12 protein-coding genes are annotated in these 20009 nt (G+C 31.0%); 4 read left to right on the top strand and 8 right to left on the bottom strand.

The window, feature by feature from the left end; all coding sequences use genetic code 4:
• Nucleotides 1-247 precede the first annotated feature (247 nt).
• On the top strand, nt 248-3865 hold the full coding sequence (gene rpoB / locus EXC34_RS02065; protein ID WP_129687711.1) for a DNA-directed RNA polymerase subunit beta: 3618 nt from the start codon (nt 248-250) through the stop codon (nt 3863-3865).
• Nucleotides 3858-8240: a DNA-directed RNA polymerase subunit beta' gene (gene rpoC / locus EXC34_RS02060; RefSeq protein ID WP_129687710.1), complete on the top strand. Its 4383-nt coding sequence runs from the start codon at nt 3858-3860 to the stop codon at nt 8238-8240. Before rpoB ends, rpoC begins: the two co-directional genes overlap by 8 nt.
• Before the next feature lie 111 nt (nt 8241-8351).
• Here the strand turns inward: rpoC and EXC34_RS02055 are convergent, their stop codons facing one another.
• From EXC34_RS02055 to EXC34_RS02020, 8 genes are all read right to left on the bottom strand, one after another.
• Nucleotides 8352-9614, bottom strand: coding sequence for a hypothetical protein (locus EXC34_RS02055; RefSeq protein WP_129687709.1), 1263 nt, complete (start codon nt 9612-9614; stop codon nt 8352-8354).
• 7 nt (nt 9615-9621) lie between these two features.
• The gene (locus EXC34_RS02050; protein WP_129687708.1) at nt 9622-9900 is read right to left on the bottom strand and encodes a hypothetical protein; all 279 of its coding nucleotides are present in this window, start codon (nt 9898-9900) and stop codon (nt 9622-9624) included.
• Nucleotides 9901-9903: 3 nt separating this feature from the next.
• The gene (locus EXC34_RS02045) at nt 9904-10962 is read right to left on the bottom strand and encodes an ABC transporter permease subunit (RefSeq protein WP_129687707.1); all 1059 of its coding nucleotides are present in this window, start codon (nt 10960-10962) and stop codon (nt 9904-9906) included.
• Nucleotides 10871-12001, bottom strand: a complete 1131-nt coding sequence (locus EXC34_RS02040) for a carbohydrate ABC transporter permease (protein WP_129687706.1) — start codon at nt 11999-12001, stop codon at nt 10871-10873. The genes EXC34_RS02045 and EXC34_RS02040 overlap by 92 nt, the downstream gene beginning before the upstream one ends.
• Complete coding sequence (locus tag EXC34_RS02035) at nt 11995-14112, bottom strand: ATP-binding cassette domain-containing protein (protein WP_129687705.1); 2118 nt, start codon at nt 14110-14112, stop codon at nt 11995-11997. Before EXC34_RS02035 ends, EXC34_RS02040 begins: the two co-directional genes overlap by 7 nt.
• A 14-nt stretch (nt 14113-14126) precedes the next feature.
• Nucleotides 14127-14966 carry a thermonuclease family protein gene (locus EXC34_RS02030; protein ID WP_129687704.1) on the bottom strand — a complete coding sequence of 280 codons (840 nt, stop codon included), beginning with the start codon at nt 14964-14966 and terminating at the stop codon, nt 14127-14129.
• Nucleotides 14967-15048: 82 nt separating this feature from the next.
• Nucleotides 15049-17265: a P68 family surface lipoprotein gene (locus tag EXC34_RS02025; protein WP_129687703.1), complete on the bottom strand. Its 2217-nt coding sequence runs from the start codon at nt 17263-17265 to the stop codon at nt 15049-15051.
• Nucleotides 17266-17374: 109 nt separating this feature from the next.
• Nucleotides 17375-18580, bottom strand: a complete 1206-nt coding sequence (locus EXC34_RS02020) for a hypothetical protein (protein WP_129687702.1) — start codon at nt 18578-18580, stop codon at nt 17375-17377.
• Nucleotides 18581-18656: 76 nt separating this feature from the next.
• Between EXC34_RS02020 and EXC34_RS02015 the strand changes: the two genes are divergently transcribed.
• Nucleotides 18657-19166 (top strand): MHJ_0274 family protein, encoded by a 510-nt coding sequence (locus EXC34_RS02015; protein WP_129687701.1) that lies wholly within the window; start codon nt 18657-18659, stop codon nt 19164-19166.
• Complete coding sequence (gene pgsA, locus EXC34_RS02010) at nt 19147-19977, top strand: CDP-diacylglycerol--glycerol-3-phosphate 3-phosphatidyltransferase (protein WP_129687700.1); 831 nt, start codon at nt 19147-19149, stop codon at nt 19975-19977. The genes EXC34_RS02015 and pgsA overlap by 20 nt, the downstream gene beginning before the upstream one ends.
• Nucleotides 19978-20009 lie beyond the last annotated feature (32 nt).

Genomic DNA, 20009 nt, shown 5'->3' with positions numbered 1-20009 from the left:
TTTAAAAAAAATTAAATACATATAAATCAAATTTTTAAATTTATTAATTGAATAAACTATTTTTTAAAAAAATATTTTCCCAAATCAATTTAAAAATGAATTGATTAGTAAAAATATACTTATAAAATAACATTGGCAAAAAAAGATAAAATTTTGCTTTTGTTAATTATAAATTATGTTACAATTAAGTATATTTACTTATTAAATTAAGCAAATATTATTTCATACGCAATAATCAAGGAGTTTTATGGAACAGTTAAATAAAAAATATGTAAATAAATTCCAGTACAAAGTTAACGAATTTGGTTCGGGCACCAAACGTAGAGATTATTCATCTACAAAAAATATATTCCAAGTTCAAGACTTTTTAAAAACATCCAAAGAATCTTTTGAATGATTTAAGAAAACTGGTATCGAAGAAGCGATTAGAGAACACTATCCTATTTCTTCTGCAAACAAAGGTGTTACACTTGAGTATATCCCAAATACTGCAACACTTGAAGTTCCAGCAAAAGAATACGATGAAGTTACTAAAGCTAAGGTTAAAGGAACCAACTATGCAGGTAAACTGTATGGTAGATTTAGAGCAACAACAACAAACGAGGGTTTAGTTAAAGAAGACGTTGTTTTTCTTGGGGAAATACCATTAATGACTTCTGGCGGAAGTTTTATTATCAACGGTAGTGAAAAAGTTATCGTTAGTCAATTAATTCGTTCGCCTGGTGCGTATTTTGGTCGTGGAGTTAGAAATAAACAATCTGACGATCTTTTTAACAAGGTTGAAATATTACCACGTGTAGGTTCTTGAGTTGAAATTTCACACAAGGTAACATCGAAAAACCCTGACAGTGTAAAAATAAGAATTGACAAAAATAAAAATGTTAACATTGTTACTTTCTTAGGTGCGTTAGGAATAATGCATGATGATATTTTTGAATTATTTGGTAGATCTGACGTTATTTTAGAATCAATCAAAAGAGACAAAAAAGCAACTACAGAATTTACACCTGAAGAAGTTATTAAAAATTGTCAAGACGAGCTATTTAGAACCATTAGAAAGGGCGATCGTGTTTCTGATGAGTCTATAGCGAACTTAATTCCAAGTATGTTGTTCCATAAAAAGCACTACAACCTAAGTGCAACTGGACGTTATATGTTAAACATAAAACTAAATCTAGTTGACCGTATTTCGGGAACTATTTTAGGTCAAGATCTTGTTATTAAAGACAAAAATGGTGAAGAAATTAGTCTGAAAATTGGAACCCCTATTACTCACAAGTTAGCGGTTTTAATTCAATGAAACTTCAATAATGGTAAGCTTTCATCTGAAAAATTAAAATGCATAAAAACTGATGTGGTTTATGCAAAATTATTAAATGATCCTGCCAACTCTTCATTAAAAAGAAGGGACAAAATCATTTCTATAAAAGTTTTCCCTAACAAAAAATGAATGGAAAAAGGTTTAGATCCCGTTAGAGTTATTGGAACCGATCCAAAAGCAAACGAAACACATTTAGTAGTTTCAGACTTAATTGCTGCAATCAACTACTATTTCAATATGTTGGATGGCATTGGTCAAGATGATGACCCTGATGCACTAACAAACAAACGTATTGTTGCAATTGGTGAGTTAATTCAAAACAACCTAAAAGTTGGTTTAGCAAAACTTGAAAAAACAACACGTGAGAGAATGGGTGCTAAAGAACCTGATAAAGTTAGCCCTAAAAATGCGACAAACAACAAATTAATTTCTAACCAAATGAAAACATTTTTCAACTCATCGAAATTGTCGCAATTCATGGACCAAATCAACCCACTTGCTGAAATTAGTAATGAAAGACGTATAACTTCACTTGGGCCTGGTGGTCTAAACCGTGATACAGCTCAATTCGAGGTTCGTGACGTTCATGCGACTCACTATGGAAGAATTTGTCCAATCGAAACTCCTGAAGGACCTAACATTGGTCTTATCTTAAACTATGCTACATATGCATCAGTAAATGAGTTTGGTTTTTTACAAACTCCTTATTATAGAGTGGAAAATTGTGTTGTTAATTACTCAGAACCTGTTTATTTAACTGCTGCTGATGAAATGGGATATAAAATTGCCCAGTCAACAGTAAAAGTTGATGAAAACAACAGAATTATTGATACAAATATTACTATTCGTCATAATTACACATACCAAATTGCCTCAGCTGACGAAATTGACTTTATTGAAGTTTCACCAAATCAAATCGTTTCGGTTGCTGCTGGATGTATTCCTTTCCTTGAAAATGACGATGCCAACCGTGCACTTATGGGCGCCAACATGCAACGTCAAGCAGTACCATTATTACAAGCTGAAGCACCATTTGTTGCTACTGGTATTGAAGCAGATATTGCTAAATATTCATCGGGAAACTTTGTTGCTCGTAATGATGGTCTTGTTGAATATGTTGATGGTAAAAAAATTAAAATTAGAAATGCAAAAAACGCACTTGATACATATTATTTAAAAAACTTCCAACGTTCAAACCAAGATACGGTTGTTCACCAAAAACCACTTGTTAAGGAAGGTCAAGAAGTTAAAAAAGGTGATTTACTTGTGGATGGCGCATCATTTAAAGATGGAGAGTTATCACTTGGTAAAAACGTAGTTGTTGCCTTTTCTACATACAAAGGCTACAACTATGAGGATGCGATTATCCTTAATGAAAGACTTGTTAAAGATGACGTCTTTACCTCAATTCATATTGAAGAACAAACAATTCAATTTAGAACATCAAAAGCCGGTGATGATGAATTAACTGCTGATTTACCAAACGTTTCAAAATTTGCTACACGTCATTTAGATGAATTTGGTATTGTTCGTATCGGTAGTGATGTAACACCCGGTGATGTTTTGGTTGGTAGAGTAAGTCCTAAAGGTGATGACAATCCTTCTCAAGAAGAAAAATTACTTTTAGCTGTTTTACAACAAAGACAACAACCAGTTAAAGATACTTCACTTAAAGTTAAAAATGGCCATGGCGGTACAGTTATTGCTGTTGAAGTTTTAAGTAGAGAAAATAAAGACCAACTTGAAGATGGAATAACAAAAATTGTTAAAGTTTCAATTGCTGTTAAACGTAAAATCAAAGTTGGTGACAAAATGTCTGGGCGTCACGGAAACAAAGGTGTTGTTTCGATTGTGCTTCCTGAAGAAGATATGCCACACTTACTAGATGGTACACCTGTTGATGTTATGCTTAACCCACAAGGTGTTCCATCACGTATGAACATTGGTCAAGTTTTAGAAATTCACTTAGGAATGGCAGCTAGAACACTGCAAACTAAATTTGTAACTAGACCTTTCGATGGTATTAAAAAAGAAGAAATTTATGATGTTATTGAAGAGGCAAACTTGCCAACTACTGGTAAACAAATTTTAATTGACCCAATTACTGGTGAAAAATTTGACAATCCAGTATCGGTTGGTGTTATGTACATGCTAAAACTAAACCACATGGTTGACGATAAATTGCATGCTCGTTCAGTAGGTCCATATTCATTAATTACGCAACAACCATTAGGTGGTAAATCACAAAATGGTGGTCAAAGATTCGGAGAAATGGAAACTTGAGCAATTGAATCTTATGGCGCTACAAACATTCTTCAAGAAATCTTGACATACAAATCAGATGATATTAATGGTAGAAACCAACTTTATGCAGCTCTTGCCTCGGGTAAAGAGCTGCCAAAACCTGGCGAACCTGAATCATTCAATGTTTTAAAATACGAATTACGTGGTCTTGGTATGAAATTAGACGTAAAACACTCAGAACAAGATGACGAACAAGATACTTTACAATACTTTGACATTTTTGGAGGTACAAATGAGTAGATTTAACAACGAACCAAAATTATCAATTGACAAAATAACTCTATCATTAGCCACTGACAAAGATGTTACAAACTGATCAAATGGTGAAGTTACAAAACCTGAAACAATTAACTACAAAAGTTACAAACCAGAAAGAGAAGGTCTTTTTGACGAAATAATTTTTGGGCCAACAACTGACTATAAATGTCCAGTATGTAACACAAAATATAAACGTAGCGACGAAAACACAGAATGCATTAGAACCCCAATGTGTGTAAAACACAAACCAAAAATTCTGCCTAAAATCACACGCAGAAGTAGAATGGGTCATATTGCTCTTAAAAATCCTGTTGTTCACTTTTGATTCTTTAAAATTGACCACTCAATTATTTCAAAATTATTAGGTTTAAAAGTTGCTAATTCTTCTAAATCAGTTACCAAATCTGAATTAGAAAAATTAATTTACTACAAAAGCCATATCGTTCTTGAAGATGGCGGACTAAAATCATTAAAGAAAAATACAATTATCGATATTTCAGATGCTGCCGCTATTTATTATGAAGCCCTTTTAGAATTAAAAGATAAATTCGATCCTAATGGCGATGAATTTGAACAAGAAGCTTATGAAGTTATTGACGAAGCAATTACTGAATTAACTGAACAAGCAACATCAAAAATGGGGCAAGATTATGGTATTGACTTTTATGAATACAACGAAATTATCCATGAATACTCTGATGCCTTAATTTCTACAGGTTCAAAAGCAATTGAATATTTACTAGAAAACGTTGATCCAGCTGAAGAAGCTCGTAAACTTGAAAGAGAAATTGAAGAAATCAATGAACAAATTGCCCTAAACCCTAATGGCGCAGCTAAACTTCAAGAAAGATCTAAACTTTACAAACGTTTAACTGTAATTAATGCCTTTATTAAATCTGGCCAAGACCCTAAATCTATGTTGATTTACAACTTGCCAGTTATTCCTGCTGATTTGCGTCCATTAGTTCAACTTGATGGGGGTCGTCACTCAACAAGTGATGTTAATGAACTTTACCGTCGGATCATTATAAGAAACAACCGTCTTAAAAAATGAGAAGAAACCGATGCTCCGATGTTAATCAAGCAAAATGAGTACCGTATGATTCAAGAAGCAGTTGACTCATTAATTGATAATGCGCGTAAAAAACCAAACCCAGTTGCATCCAAAGATGGGCGTCCATTCAAATCAATTTCTGACGCATTAACTGGTAAAAAAGGTCGTTTCCGTCAAAACTTACTTGGTAAACGTGTTGACTACTCAGGACGTTCAGTTATTGTTGTTGGTCCTGAATTAAAAATGCACCAAGTTGGTATCCCTCGGGAAATGGCGGCTAAATTATTTGAACCTTGAATCATTAGAGAACTTATCAAATCTGACAAAAACAACATAAATTCAATTAAAGCGGGTAAAAAAGCAGTTGAAAACTTAGACCCAATTATTTGACCATATGTTGAAAAAGCAATTCAAGGCCGTCCAGTACTTCTAAACCGTGCGCCAACATTGCACCGTTTAAGTATTCAAGCTTATGAACCCGTTTTAATTCGTGGTAAAGCAATTAAATTACACCCACTTTCATGTACCCCATTCAACGCTGACTTTGACGGTGATCAAATGGCTGTTCACGTGCCAATTAGTCCCGAAGCTGCACGTGAAGCTAGAGAATTAATGCTAGCATCAAAAAACATTTTAGGACCAAAAGACGGTGAACCAATTATTAACCCTGGTCAAGACATGATTCTTGGTCTATACTATCTAACCCAAGAAAAAGCAGGTGCTTTAGGTGAAGGTAAATTCTTCGCTACTTACGAAGATATGTTAACTGCTTACGAAAATAAAGTTGTTAGCGTTCATTCTAGAGTCGTATTACCAATTGAACAAGTAAACAAAAAATGAATTAATTCGGATGGTAATTATAGATATATCACAACTACTGTTGGTAAATTTATCTTTAACAGAGCCTTTCCAAATAGTTTTGAATTCATTTTTTGTAAATATATTGAAGCAAATGGCAAAGAAGTTGTTCATAGTTCAAAATCAAGTGAACAACTTCAACATTATTTAATTAAACCAGGTACAAATTTTGCTGAGCATATTGCCAAAATGCCAATTAATTTAGCTCTTACTAAAAAAGATATCGCTAAAATAGTGCGTCGTGTTTATGACCAATATGTAAGTGTTATTTGTATGGAAGATTTAGCTAATGTAATTAGCGACATTGACAAAGATAATTTAGATAAAATCTTTGAAAAATGTGCTGCACTTAAAGATTACAAAGGTGAGCAAATTGATATTTCACACGCGGAAATTTTAACTAGATTTATCAATGAAGAATTTAAAGAAATTCAATACATTGTTACAGCTGGTCACAACAATGAAGAAGCAATTTGAACATTAGATGACTACACCAAACTACTTGAATCGGTTTGATTTAGATACACTAATGTTGTTGCCAATGTTTTAGACAAAATTAAAGCATTAGGTTTTAAATTCTCAACTATTTCGGGAACTACAATTGCAGTTAGCGATGTTATTACCCTTCCTGAAACCAAAAATAAAATCAAAGAAGGTGAAATTTACATTGAAAAATTAAAATCATTCTTCGAAGAAGGTATGCTAACTGATGATGAAAGATATAGCTTATCAATCAAAAAATGAGCTGAAATCAAAAACTCAATTGAAGATGATTTAAAACAAGTAACCAAATCAGATCCATATAACCCTCTATTTATTATGTTTACATCAGGGGCTCGTGGTAATTCATCTAACTTCGTACAGCTTGCTGGTATGCGTGGACTTATGAATAACAACGTTAAAATTCTTAAGGCCGATGCTGAAAACGAACGTGTTGTTCGTTCAACTGTTGAAATTCCTGTTAAATCATCATTCCTTGAAGGTCTAACAGCTTATGAATTTTATTCATCAACTCACGGTGCTAGAAAAGGTCTTACCGATACTGCGCTTAACACCGCTAAATCAGGTTATCTAACTCGTCGTTTAGTTGACGTTGCTCAAGGTATCGTTGTTAAAGAACCAGATTGTGGTACTGACTATGGTTTTGTTGTTGACGATATTAAAGATAACAAAACCAATACAATTATTGAATCATTAGCCGAAAGAATTGAAGGTAGATTTACTAACAAACCAATTTTTGATGCCAATGGTGAATTAATAATTGCTGCTAACCAACTAATTACACCTGAAATAGTAGACAAAATTACTGCTGCAAACATTAAAGAAGTTGAAATTAGATCAGTTTTATCTTGTTATTCACGTAATGGTGTTTGTCAAAAATGTTATGGTAAAGACTTAGCTCTAAACCGTATTGTTAACATTGGTGAAGCTGTTGGTGTTGTTGCTGCTCAATCAATTGGTGAGCCCGGAACTCAGCTAACCATGCGTACATTCCATACTGGTGGGGTTGCTGGTGTTGAAGATATTACTGGTGGTTTTGGTCGGCTAATGGAATTGATTGACGCCTATGACTCACCTTGAGGACGTCCTGCTATTATTTCTCCAGGATATGGTTCAGTTTTATCTATTTATTCACCAACTGAAACATCACACCGTAACATTAAATTCATTGACATTGAAATATTTAATGATGCTGAAGAAAAAGAAGTTATTACTTTTGAAACAAAAGCTGATCGAAGAATTGTTGTTAAAGAAGGCGACAAACTAATTCCGGGCCAAAAAATTGTTGAAGGCCCAGTTGTTTTAGGTGATTTATTAAAATATGCCGATACACGTTCAGTACAAAACTACTTGCTGCAAGAGGTTCAAAAACTTTACCGTCTACAAGGTATTTCAATTGCCGATAAATATATTGAAATCATTATTAGACAAATGCTTTCAAAAGTTATGATTACTGACACTGGTGATTCTAAATTCTTTACTGGTTCATTAGTTGATATTTTAGCATTCCAAAAAGAATCAGCTCGTTTATTAGCAGAAGGTAAACGCCCACCATTTGGTGAAGTTAAAATCAAAGGTGCAAAACAAACTCCATTATTATCTGACTCATTTTTAGCTGCTGCTTCATATCAAGAAACACCTAAAATTCTTGTTAATGCGTCAATTTCTGCGCAAAGCGACAGATTAGAAGGCTTAAAAGAAAATATTATTCTAGGACGTAAAATTCCTGCTGGTACAAACTCTAATTTCGACCAAAAAGGTAAATACGATATTCGTGATCCTCGTTCATATTTTGCTTCTAAATACAAACTTGATGAACAAATACTTGAAGAAGATTACTCACTAGATAATTTTGAAGCCCACTTAATTGATGTTGAAGAATTATTCTCAGAGTTAAATATCGAAGATGTGCAAGACATTGACGATCAAGATTTCGAAGAATAATTACTTTGCTTAATTAATCTTAATATAGGCCGCAAGGCCTATATTTTTTGCGCCCCTAAAGCCCTATAAATGCGCAAAAAAATTCAAGCCCGAAGACTTGAATTTTTGAATTTATTTCCAAGGTGAACTTTGGTAGCTTGAACCAAGTAGATCATCAACTAGAGTATAACCAGCTTTAGTTAACTCATCTTTAGTTGTATATTTAGTTACTGTATTCTTTTTAAAATCGGCAACTGGGTTAAATAGAACTTTATTTTCACCATTTGTAAATTGAACAAAGTAGTGTTTTGAATTATCACTAGTTTTATTAAATGCTAATAATTGAATATCTGTTGGATTAGTTAAATACATTGCAAACGCAACTAACTGCGCAAAACCAAAGCTGCTAATTCCTTTTTGATAACGTTCTATTGAACCATAGAATGTTCCGCTTTTATGAGTCGCTTTATCGCCTTTAAAGTCCTTATTAAATATTGGATTAATTAGACTACTATTTTTAGTGTATCAAGCTTCAGGGTCGGCCGCAAATTCGCTTGCACGCGCTGCCAAGTTTGGTTCTAATTCATTTTGACGCTCGCTTGTAACAAGTGCAAAACGATCTTCTTCTGATACTGCATAGTTAGCATTAACATATTTTTTAGGACTTGGACTATTTAAAACATAATAAATAGGCGCATAAACATCTAAATATTGTCTTTGTTCCGCATCATCTATTTTATAAACGAATTTGCTTAATGATTTAACTGTGTGTTCATATGCTTTTTGTGCATTTTCAACAGTTGGATTTTTAATAAAGTCTTGATGCTCAACAATTTTAGAAATTAGTTGAGGAATGTTGATAACGTTGCTAATTTTATTATCAATTGGGTTTTTATCAATAAATAAATTAATTGTTTTATTTTTAGCTGATGATTTTCTTTGGCTTTCAGTAGATTTATTTAATTGTGAATAAGCAAAAGGGGTTTTACCTAAAATGTATTCTAAAAATGCTACTTGGGCTTCTAATTTAATATCTGCTTGCTTGCTTGAATTTTGTTCTTTATCTGTGTATTCGTTGTTTAATTCCAATTTATTAATTTTAAATGAGTGTAATAAGTTGGTTAGTGATAAGTATTTAACATCATTAAGATTCTTGAATGCTTTTTCAAAAACACTTAATACATTGTTGCGTTCTGCTTCATTACTATAAATATTTTTGGCAATGAAATTTTTCTTGAATTCTTCAAAGTTTTTACCGTTTAGAAAATTGTTTTTTGCGTCATGAACGCGAGCTTTAGCGATCATCTCGTGGTCTTTAAAAGGATTAACACATGATACTGTAGCTAATGAGCTAATTGTTAGTATTGGTGCGCTTAATAATAATTTTTTATTCATATTTTACCTATAATGTCGCTGTATAGTTTCATGATTTAGCACCAAGATAACATATACAACTTGAAATTATTAAAACTATGCATGAGAATGATAATATACCAATACCATAAGCTTTGAAGGCTTGATAATCATTGATTAATGAACTATCAACTTCAACAGCTTTTATTGCATCAATATCATTAACAATCCGTGCAATTAAAACACTACAAAAGATAACGAATGCTAAAGCAATAAAACCAATAATACCTCATAAGATGGTGTTATACTTAACGTTAATTTTTTTCATATTTTATCCTTTAATTGTACTTCCTTGACGGCTAATTGCGTTCATAATTTTTCTACGAGCAACCAAGAAGAAGGCAAACATTGGCAGAATAACAAGAATAGCACCGGCCATTTTAATGTTGTAGAAGACTCTATCATCAGCTGTAGTTGATGAGTGGTCTTTTCCAACGTCAAATAGTCACACAGACATAACTCTATAGTTTGTACCAGCAATTAATGATGGTCATAGATATGAGTTTCATGAAGCAAGAGTTGTTAGAATAACAATTGTTAGAGTTGTTGGTTGTACCATTGGAATAGCTATTTTAAATAGATATTTAGCGCCAACAGCCCCATCAATCATTGCTACTTCTTTAATACGGTTTGGAATTGATTCAAAAGCGTTTCTATACATTAAACCATTGAATATTGAGGCCACAAAAGGCACAGCGATTATAAATAGGTTGTATGTAAATTCGCTAAATTTATCTGCTGGTCTTGGTATGTTATTAAGTTTAAATACAACTCATTGTTGACCTGAAAGCAATGCTACTTCAGGTAAAACTAATAACATCATCAAAAATCACCAAATAAGTTCTTTACCTCTTCATTTTTTAAGACTAAATCCATAGCCAAGTAACATAGTAACAAACACTTTAAGAACAATTGAAAGTAGTACGTTAGCTAATGTTAATATAAATGAAAATAGGTAAGTTTGTGGAAAGTTTTCTAGTCATTTAGCAAGTGCTTCTGGATTGTTAAATGGTGGGAAAAATGACTCACCTGATCCATTAGCAGCGGATGCTAAGTTTTTTGCTATATGTCATTCTTGTGGTCAAATACTTGATTGGCCTTGTTTAACAGCGTCGGCTTGGGTATTTGACATTGAAGATAGCAAAATCATGTAGATAAAAGGTATCATAATTATCATTGCAAAGAAGGTTAAAAGGATAAGTTTAGCAAAATATTTAGTTAGAACTGTTGCTAGCGATTTATCAAGTACTTGCTGAGTAACTGAATCTCTCTTGCGTTTTAGCTTTCAATTCGCTAATTTCCGCTGAATTTTTAATTTTGTTTCAAACATCAGATTCTCCTTTGTTAATTGAAGCTAAACTTAATACCTTAAATCCTGCACGAATAATTGTTGAGTAAGATACACCAATTATAAATAAGATAATTGATGCTGCACCAGCTAATTCATAGTCGTTAACATTTTTTACATAGTAGAAAATGAATAACATTAGAGTTGATGCACCAGCATTAACTGCTAAGTCTGGTTTGTTTTCGAATAGAGCTAGTGGAAAGACTTTAATACCATTTATGATACCCATTGTCATAATGAATGAAATTGTTTTTTTGATTGATGGCAATGTAATTGTGAAAAATTGTTTGCTTCCGCCCACACCATCAATTGAAGCGGATCTATATAGGTTTTTGTCTACGGATAGCATTGCTGTTGTAAATAATAAAATATTAAATGCTAAACCGCCTCAAACACCATTAATAAGCATAACAACAATTGATTTAAATGCAGCTAATCCGCCAGCGGTGTCACCTAATCAGTTGACATCGCCATCAAAGCCGAATGCTCTTAAAATTTGGTTAAATTGTCCATTTTTTTGGAAAATTTGTACGAATGCTAGCGACACAGCAACAATGTTAGTAACGTAAGGTAGAAAGAAGATAGTTTGTAAAAAACCTCTTATTCTCTTGCGAATAACTGATGCGATAAGTGATGAAACTAGCAATGAAATAATCATTGACAGTGGCAGCACTAAAATCCCATAAATAAATGAGTTACGCACTGCGACTGCGAAAGTTAATAGACCAAATAATTTTGTAACGTTTTGGAATCCTACAAATGTTATTGTTTCAACGCCTTTTACTGTTTCGCGGTGTGTAACCGCTGAAATAATATTAAAGATAAAAGGAATGACGGTGAATGTGAATAAAATTGCAAGAGCCGGCAAAATTAATAGAAATGCAATGATGAATGGAGTTCTTCGATCAACAACTGATTCAGAAATTGCATTATTTCTGTTTGCAAGCTTTTTAACTGCAAAGTTGAAGACAAATTTATTATTTGTGCTTAAACTTTTTTCACGGAAAAATTTATTTAACATGTGTATTCAATTCTATTTTCTGAAACAGCATCGAAAATATGTAGTCTATTAGTAGGTACGTTAAATTTGATTACATCTCCAACTTTAAAGTCGTATTTATTTGAAATTAGGAAGTTAAGTTTTGTATCATCTTTTAACTTAACAATTAATTTAGATTCTTTACCGAATTGTTCGGTATTTACAACTGTTCCTTTGAATTGTGCTTTTTTGTTTGAAGCTGTAATAATTTCAAAGTCTTCAGCACGCACACCAACATTAACTTCTGCACTGTCTCTGTCTTCAAGAGTTATACCTTGGATTTTTACACCCATAATTTCTAGAGTGCCATTTTCATATTTACCAGGCATTAGACCCATTTCAGGCATACCTAAGAAGCGAGCAACGAATTGGTTTGCTGGTTTGTTGTATAGTTCCATTGGTGTACCCATTTGTTGAACTTTAGCAACTGACATGCAGACAATAATATCTGAAATTGACATAGCTTCTTCTTGGTCGTGAGTAACAAATACTGTTGTTATACCAAGACTTTGTTGAGTTTCACGAATTCATTGACGTGTGTTGATCCGTAATTTGGCATCTAAGTTTGATAATGGTTCGTCCATTAACAAGATTTTTGGTTTTTTAACAATTGCCCGCGCAATTGAAACACGTTGTTGTTGACCACCTGAAAGTCTTGTTGGTTTTTTCTGAAGAATTGGCAAGATATTTACACGTTTAGCAACTTCAAGAACATCTCTGTGCATTGCTTTTGCAATTGAAATGATGTCTTTGCTAATTTCAGTGATTTCATCACGTTCTTCTTTAGTAAAGTTGAAGTTACGTTGTTTTTTATCTTCATCCATTGCTTGTTTAAATTTATATTTTGCATCAAGTTCTGCTTCTAGACGAGCGTGTTCTTTTTGCATAATAATTGGAACAATTTTTAAGTTACGAGCAGCACGTTTAACCGCATCTTTACTTATTGTTTTAATGTTTTGTTCTGCTGTACGCAATTCTTGTTTTAATTGAGCTAACTTATCAACATTTTTTTGCTCGATTTCAATTAATTTGATACCGTGTTTGCAAATTGTTTGGTTTCTAAGTAGTTTTCTTTCAAGTTTTGCAAGAAGAATTGCATCTTTTTGAGAGTAATCAAGTTTTTCAAGTTGAGATACTTTGGCAATTAATGCATCATATTTAGCAAGTAATTTGCTTAATTCTGCATGCATTAATTCTCATTTTTGCTCTTTGGTTTCTGCTTGCACACTTGGGCGAACAAATTTTAATAGACCTGATTCGTTAATTTCAGGTAGAATTGTAAGCTCTTTTACTTCTTTAACAATACCGTTAGCTTTTTCAATTCCTTTTTCGTATTTAATGTTTGAAACAATTTTTTTGTATTCTTCTTTTAATTGGTCAAAACGCTCTAGAACGTTTTTGGCAAGAATTGTTGTTTGGGCATTGTATTTGTTTAGAGCTAATTTGTAATTACTTTGAGCGCTTGATAGTTCGCTTCTTCTTTTTGAAATTGCTCTTGAGTATAATCTTTCTAACTCATTTAATGTTGCTCTTGTGTTAATAACATTTTTTAGATATTCATCTCTTTCGCTTTCGCTAGCACCAAGTTTTGCTAGGTACATGTTATTAATTTTAGTTTGAGCTATTATTCTTTTTGTAATAATACCATTTTGTCATTCTGGGTCATTTTTTAATGGGAATGCAATGTTAGCATAAACACTCATGTGTGGATAAAGTGCATAGTTTTGGAACACAAAACCGATTTTACGTTTTTGTGGGGTTAATGTTGTAACATTTTTACCATAAAAACGAACTTTACCACTACTTATTGTTAGTAAACCTGAGATAGCATTCAATGCTGTTGTTTTACCTGAACCACTAGGTCCTAGTAGAGTAACTAATGAACCTTCAGGGATCTTGAAACTAACATCATCTACAGCTAGAGTTTCACCAAAGTCGATATAAACATTTTTAAGTTCGATAGCAGGAAGATCTTTATCTTCTTGTTGAGCGATTACTGAATTCAAAATTCTTTGATATTCAGCGTAATCTTCTTCAGTGTATTTAGTTAACTTAGTATTTATTTTTTTAAATAGTTCTTTAATAATTCTCATATCGATCCTTTATGCTACTCTGGTATGTAAGTTCTTTGTTCTTCAGCGTTGTAATATCAAATATAATCTGGGTTTATAAATGATTCTTCATCGTAAGGTCAAAATAGTTTTCATGAAGTATTTGGTTTTAGCATATAAATTTTTTCGAAATCCTTAGGATGTTTTCCAGAGAAAAATCCTAAAAATCCTGAACCAAAAAATCCTTTTTTGTTATCATACGCATATTTTAGTGCCAAAGCAATTGGATAGTATGTGTAATATTCAATGCTGTCACGTTCGGTTGCTTTTTGAGCATTACTTGCGTGTGGCAATGTTAATCCTGCTTTTGTTATTTCAACACAGTAAGATGTATCTGCATCTCAATAGTTTGCAGCTTGTGTGCCATCTTTTTTGAAAAATACATCGGCAGTAAGTCTACTAAATCCGTCTTTTGTGCCAAAAAATACATGAACAACCTTGCCAATTGGCAATGTTTTTTCTGCAAATGCAGAAGCTTTTTTGGCTCAATGTAATTCAGGATTTACTGCTTTTTGGCTGCCAACTGCTTTTTCAGGTGTATCAATACCTGCAAGTCTTAGTTTTATATGATCACCAACATTTATACTATTTGATAATACTTCTTCAAGTGCTTCAACTGTGAATGTATCACCGTCTGAATGACCTACGATTTTAGCTTTAAAAACTTTTGATTTTACGAATTCTGAATTTTTATCTAATTTTATGTCTCATTTTCCTTCGCCTTTAACTTTAACATTTTTATTGTATAACTTTGTGTTTGTGCATGATGCACTCACAAAAGATGTTGTTAGGCTTAAACCTGTAATTAATAAGCCTAACTTTTTAAAGTTACTCATGTTCCCTCCGGAAAATAAAATTAAAACGAATATACCATTTGCAAATGCAAATGATATAGGGGAATTTATAGTTAATTATTTATTAATTTAAACCTTTAGTTTTTTCTTTAATGTTACTTACTATCTTTTCAAAATCATTTTCTGCGGCTTTGCCAATACGTATTGATTCGCTACTTGATTTTAATATTGCATTCAATGATTCTCTAAATGGACTTGAGTTTTTGTCATTAGGTTCTTCATATCATGTAATATCTTGTTTAACAAATAATTCATTTGCTAACTTAACGTATTTGTTTTCAATTACAGATTTATCGCTTTTGACTTTTTCTTCAAAACCTTTGTATGGGATAACATATGAAGCTGTTTTTGAAATATAATCAAATGCTGTCATTTTAGTTTTTGATTTACCAAATATATGTTTGTTTTGAAGATCGGTCATGAATTTTAAAAAGTTCATAGTAGCTTTATTGTGTCTATCGCCTTTGTCGATAACAAATAAGTTTGGACCTTGTAGGAAGGCACTTGTGTTTTTATCTTCTTTTTTAAGTTTTTGAGGTGGAGTAATAACAACTAATTCTTCTTCTTGTAGAGAGTTAGCATTTCCAATAGTAATTTTGTATTTGCCACTTTCTTCTTTAGATTTTGTAGCTTTAATTTGGAATAAAGTGTATTTTGTTTCTGTGTCTGTTAATTTTGTATCTTTAGTACCGTCTGCTTTTTGAGCAAAGCTTCTTTTAACTTGTGTAATTTCTCCGATTTCTTCAAAATCTTGTTTATCTTTAACAAGTTCTTTAATCTTAGCTAGATTTGCATCACCACTTTTTACATAGATAATTTGTGTATCTGATTCAAGTTTAAGAATTTTATCTTTAACTTCTTTTTCAGCTTTCAAGTAAACACCAGCATCATTGTCTTCAACTTTATCTTGAAGTAGTCTTGTGTTATCGTTCATGAAAATTAATGCATTTTTGCTATTTGTGATTACTTTACCTGATGTTAATGTAGGCCCATCATTAAATGCTACAATAACAGATCTATTGCCAGTGAAGTTATGTGTATAACCCACTGTTGAACCAAAGTTACCGCCTAATTTATGTTGTACTTGGTCAGATGAAGAATATGAACCACCACCAAATATTTTCAAAGCACCTTTTTGAATTGCTTCTTTCATTAAATCATATAGCTCTTTAAATGCCTTGTACACATCAGAGTTAGAGTCTTTAATGTTTTCAAAGTTAACTTTTGAAGTGCCACCTGAATTGGTAACAGCCATTAACATTTTACTATCATCATGATTTAGATTTGAATACAATGTTGTATTAATAATTCCTGAAGGGTCGTCAATACCTAGCAATGCAACTGATGATTTAGAAACATTTGATGATTTTTCAAAAATTTGAATTGCATCAGTAATGAATTTAAGAAGAGATGAAAAATCTTTGAAAATATCTGCATTAATTTTCATTTTTGGATATTTTACATGTGTAAAGATTTTTTTGATTTCTTCTTTACTTTTTGCATTACCAAAGTAGCCTTCACCTTTAATTACATCAATATCTTCTGTTCAAGAATCATCATCTAGCTTGAATTGTTTAGTTAAATCACTATCGATTGTTAATCCAGCTTCTTTTAATGTTTTAAAAACATATTTGTAAATTGGACCATTTATACCAAAAGCAACTGTTGATTTAAAAAATGGAACAGAGTACAAACCACCAGGTTGAACTCCTGAGATTTTATCATTTGTTTTGGTGAATCTTTCATCTAGTGAATTTCTTTCAATTGCTAGATTACCAAATTTAGCTTTATTACTTATATCCACTTGTTTTCCATAGTTAACAATCTCGCTGATTGTTGAACCATAGTTAACTGTAATATTTGGCAAGCTAGAAATATTATTGTTTTTTAGGTTTGTAACAATGCTATTGTGACCTGCACCATAACCTGAACCTATATTATCTAATTTAACTTTTATATGTTCAGATAACTCGGCTTTTTTAGCTTCTAATTCTTTATTTAAAGTTTCTTTTTCTTCTTTTTTATCTTCTTTTTTAGCTTTAGCAATTTTTTGCTCAAGTTCTTTTATTTCTTTATTTTTTTGTGCATGATATTCATCAACTTTTGCGTTGTAGACTTTAATTACATCATCCAAAGCGTTTCATTGATCTTTACCTCTTGAGAAGGTTACATCAAAACGTATTACATCTTCTTTCTTGCACGATGCGGCTAACAATGGAGATGAGATCGCCAATGTAGCAGACATTGCGCCAAGCGTCAATAGTAATTTATTTTTATTCATATTACCTTTCTTGCGATGCGTCCATCGCTTAAATAACAATACTTATAAAGAACATGCGTACGTAGTTTTTATAAGCTTCAATATTATATATTAATAATAAAAAACTAACCTATTCAACCCTAGTCTTTATAAAGTTAAATGTGTTAGTAAATATTATTTGTTTTGGATTTAATCTTTGATTAAAGGCCAAGTTATCTTGAAAATTATCGTTATAATTAATCAATTCTTTATTGTTAATTTTTTGTTCTCAACTAATGAATTTTTCAAAAGTTATTTTAAAATTTTGTGATCAAAGATTTGCTTGATTTTTAAGGTGTTTATTATTGATTTGCTCACTTGAATTAGGTCCCAATTTATCTATTAAATTAACTAGTTCTAAATATTGACTAAATACCATTTTGTAGTATTCATTTTTAATAGGATAAACAGTATCAATTACTGAATTTATTTCATCAATATTTATTTTAAAATTTTTTACATTCTCAATTGGTTTTTCAATTGAATTGGTTAAATATTCAATATACATTAAATGAATAAAATCAATTTCAATAGATAGAATATTTTTATCACTATAAGAGATTATATTGCTTTCAAAATTGATGTTTGAAATTTGATTAATTTTATCAATTAAATTATGATAATAATTCAAATCCAACTTAGTTATTTTAGTTTGTAAATCGCTAATAATTTTTTTAGATTGCTCTTTTATTAATCCTATTTTGTTGCTATCTAGATAAATTTTTTCAAGTATTTTTTCATTTTTTTCTTTTGTTAAAAAAGTTTTAAGTTTTTCTAAATCCTTATTGATTTTTTTAATAATTGAGCCGCTTTTAATTTTTAAAGCTTTTTGTGCAAAATGTGAAAAATTTTCATATATGGACTTAACTGCATAGTAAAGTTGTTTAAAATTTTTGCTACATTCTTCAATTTGTAATTTAACTTCATTGCTTAGGGAATCAAATTTTGCTTTTTCATCATCAAAATTTACTGCGTCATTATTTGTTAAAATATTTTTTATTTTAATTAGTGATTTATTTACTCTTGATTGAAAATTGTTGCTTTGTTGTTGATTATTTTTTAGATTATTTTTGTAAATTATTAAGTCATTTAAAAAATAATTTTCAATTAAAATAAATTGGTCTTTTTTGTCTTGATGCACGTATTCTTTATTGATTTGAGCAAATTTTTGATTGGCTAAGTTAACTTGTGTTTTGAAAGCTTGATATTCATTTTCAGCATTAATTTTGCCACAAGCACTCAGTGCTAGAGGCATAGCAATAACAAATAATGGATTTAATAATTTTTTAAATTTCATAGAATTATTATATATAAGATTTAGTTTATGTATTTAATTATTAACATATATAATTATTCATTATTAGGAGGTCAATATGTGAACATGAATTTTGTTTGGTATTATTGTTGCAGCACTGGTGATTTATTTTATTTATTCATTTATAAAGGATAAAATTTCCAAAAAACGTCGTAAATTAAAACAAATCAAATTAATTAATAAAACTGAAGAATACAAAAAACATATTGTATTAAGATTACATTTTTTAATTAAGCATAATCAAAAATTAATTGATGAATTTGTACCAAGTATTGGCGAGTATAAAATGAATTATATTGTTGATACTGCTCGTAAATATCTAATTGAAAAACAAAAAGAATCTGATTTTAAAGAGTTAATTATTGATAATATAGATGCAAAAGATATTTTTACTAATTACACTTATTTAAGGGATGTTCGGTCAACTAATTGAAGAAACCTTAAAGACGTAAGTGAATTTATTAACTCAAGAATGTTTTTAATAGATGAGCAAGTTGAAAAAGATAATTTTGAATTAGCACAAAAAGAAATTGAGGAGTTTTACAATAATGAAATTCAAAGAACTTAATACACCAAATAAGTTAACAATAATTAGAATTATTTTGGTTGCTCCTTTTATAATTTTAGGTTGTTTATACTTGATTTTACAAGAATTTGTAGCACCTAGTTTGTCTAATACAAGTGGTAATATTGATAGTTTATTTAATATTGACAAGCAAATATTTGTGTGAGGAATTGTTTCACGGATAATATTAGTGTTAATGTTTCTGATCTTTTTAGCCGCTATGTTAACTGATTATTTCGATGGAAAAATAGCAAGAAAAAGAAATTTAATAACATCATTTGGTAAATTATGAGACCCGATTGCTGATAAGTTAATTACCACCTCCGCATTAATTTTCTTAGCAGTAATTACAAGAGGATATGCTTCATTTATTATTGTCACACTATTAATTTTAAGAGATTTAATTGTTGATGGTTGTCGCGTTGTAATGAAAGAACACAGACAAGATATCTCAGCTTCAATTTGAGGTAAAATTAAAACAATAGTTCTTACAGTTGCAGTGTGCTGAATATTGTTTTTCAATATTGTTTGACCTTCTTTGGATGTTGTAGGTTTTATGTCAACAAAAACTGACGTTTTGAATAATAGTTGAATAAGAATTTTAATTTGATTTGTTGTAAATATTCCTTTATTAGCGGCTCTAGTTTTAAGTTTTATTTCTGCATTTTTCTACATTAAAAAAGCATCTAAATTGACAAATCATTCACAAATTCACCGTGGCGCAGAAGATTATAATATTCATCCAAGTTATAAAAGTAAATTTAAAGATGAAGAACCTGCACAAATTGTCGAGCAAGACGACAATTCAAAATAGAGATTTAAGCCTTTTGGGCTTTTTTTATTAAA

The sequence above is a fragment of the Mycoplasmopsis bovigenitalium genome (assembly GCF_900660525.1).
GTDB classification, from domain to species: domain Bacteria; phylum Bacillota_I; class Bacilli_A; order Mycoplasmatales; family Metamycoplasmataceae; genus Mycoplasmopsis; species Mycoplasmopsis bovigenitalium.
This window is presented reverse-complemented; position numbering and strand designations above follow the sequence as displayed.